General features: G+C 62.7%; 2 protein-coding genes. Both read left to right on the top strand.

Going from position 1 to position 2,386, the window contains the following annotated elements; translation table 11 throughout:
• Window positions 1–169 precede the first annotated feature (169 nt).
• On the top strand, window positions 170–1,504 hold the full coding sequence (gene istA / locus J1M81_RS24380) for an IS21 family transposase (RefSeq protein WP_008720775.1): 1,335 nt from the start codon (window positions 170–172) through the stop codon (window positions 1,502–1,504).
• A 46-nt stretch (window positions 1,505–1,550) separates the two neighbouring features.
• The gene (gene istB, locus J1M81_RS24375) at window positions 1,551–2,324 is read left to right on the top strand and encodes an IS21-like element helper ATPase IstB (RefSeq protein WP_032385531.1); all 774 of its coding nucleotides are present in this window, start codon (window positions 1,551–1,553) and stop codon (window positions 2,322–2,324) included.
• Window positions 2,325–2,386: the final 62 nt, after the last annotated feature.

Raw genomic sequence — 2,386 nt, 5'->3', positions numbered from 1 at the left:
TATCGGTGTACACCCTCACGTGATGGTCCCCGTACAACCTCATATGTAGGTGCTCGGCGAGTCCTGTCGTAACTCGCCCACGACAAGGGCCACCCTTCGAATCGTCTACCGCCAAAGTTGACGAACCCGAAGGGTGGCCCTTGCCATGATCCTAGATGGAGAGTCTTGGATGAACATCCGACGTTTCAAAGCCCTGCACGAGGCCGGCGCGACCTATGCCGACATCGCCCGCGAATGCGGCTGCGATTGGCGCACTGTCCGCCGATACCTCGCCGACGATGCACCCACGCATCCACCGCAGGGAACCTCGAGAGCAGGAACACAACCCCGAGCGATCACCGACGACATCGCCGCACTGATCGAAGAGATGCTCCGCGCCGACATCACCATCGCAGCCTCGGTCATCCACGAACGCCTCACCAACGAAAAGTCCGTGACCGTGAACTACCAACGAGTCAAAATCTATTGCAGCACAGCCAGACCCATCATCCGAGACGAACTCGGCGCAGAAGAATCCGGGCTCGGCAATCTACACCGCCGATTCGAAACCATCCCCGGCGCCCAAGCACAAGTCGACTGGGGCGATGAAGGCGATCTCTTCGGCACCGGACGCAAGGTCTACTCCTTCCACATGGTCCTCTCGTTCTCCCGTGACCCATTCTGCTGCTACACCCACTCGATGGACGCCGCCGCGTTCTGGGGCAGCCACATCCGAGCCTTCGCGCACTTCGGTGGCGTCCCGGGTTCGATCGTCTACGACCGCACCAAAACCATTGTCCGCAAACATGTCCGTCCCGGACATGCTGTCCCGTTGCATCCAGCAGCCGTCGCATTCTCCGGGCACTACGGCTTCGACATCGACGTCCTCGCCGCGTACCGGCCCACCGGCAAAGGCCGTGTAGAACGGCAAGTGAAGATCGTTCGGGATCACGTCCTGGCCGGTCGCACGTTCACCGATCTCGCTAGCACCGACCGCACCTTCATGGACTGGGTTCCGATCCGCCGGACTCAGGTGCACCGTACTCACCGTGAGGTCATCGGGACCCGCGCCGTCGTCGATCACGCGGCGCTACGTCCTGCCCCGGCCGAGCCGTATCTTGTCGCCGAAGCCCACCTACGGCGCATCGGAAACGACGCGCTGATCTCGTTCGAGGCATCGCTCTACTCCGTACCCGCCGACCGCGTCCGGGCAGGTCAACGAGTACAGGTACGCGCCGGTGCCGACAACATCGCCATCGCCACCCTCGACAGTGCCGGCGGTACCGTCCTGGCCGTCCACGCTCGCTCGCAGGTCCGCGGCGCCTGGGTCGTCGACCAGGCGCACTGGGCGTCACTGCCCGACGGTCACACCCGTGCCACCACCGACGGACGCGTCGATACAAACCCCGCGGAGGGCACACCGTCACCTTCGGTCGACGCAGGCGACCCGTTGACCGCCAAAGTCATCTCACTCGTCGGACACGTCCACGTCGAACATCGACCACTGTCCGCCTACGCCGTCTGACCGTGAACCACTATCCCACAGCATCTTCCACGACAGGACACCGTTCATGAGTTCACTGACCACCCAACGGATCATCGACAACGCCCTCCGGCTCGGCCTCGGTCACACCGCCGAATCGGTCACCGAATCCGCCGCCCGCGCAGATTCCGCGCAGATGGGATACCTCGACTTCGTCGACCACCTCCTCGCCGAAGAAGTCGCAGTCCGAGAATCCCGGCGGTTCCGCAACGCCCTCAAACTCTCCGGGCTTCCCCATCACAAAACCCTCGACGACTTCGACTACACCTTCCAACCCGGACTCGAACCGCGCCGCATCCGAGACCTTGCCACCCTCGAATTCCTCACCGGCGCAGGGAACATCGCGATACTTGGACCACCGGGAGTAGGGAAAACGCATATCGCGATCGGGCTGGCGGTCGCTGCCTGCCAAGCCGGAAAGTCGATCTACTTCACCACCCTCGACGACCTCGTTCGAAAGCTCAAAGCCGCCGACGCAGCAAACCGGCTCCCCCGGCAACTCGCGAACCTCATGCGCCCATCTCTGCTGGTCATAGACGAGGTCGGATACCTCGCCCTCGACCGCGACGAAGCCAACATGTTCTTCCAGCTGATCAGCCGCAGATACGAGAAGGGCTCCACGATCATCACAAGCAACAAGCATTTCACCGAATGGGGAACCGTCCTCGGCGACGACGTCCTCGCCACCGCGATCCTCGACCGACTCCTTCATCACTGCGACGTCCTGGCCATCAACGGCCCCAGCTACCGGCTCAAAGACCGGCAAGGGCTTGTCACACCAGTGGAGGCACCGGCATCATGAACCTGCCGGACACCGACACGTCAGGTCGTACACAGACCGACACGTGAGGTCGTCCACCGATA

The sequence above is a fragment of the Rhodococcus sp. KRD175 genome, assembly GCF_017168275.1.
GTDB lineage: Bacteria > Actinomycetota > Actinomycetes > Mycobacteriales > Mycobacteriaceae > Rhodococcoides > Rhodococcoides fascians.
This window is presented reverse-complemented; position numbering and strand designations above follow the sequence as displayed.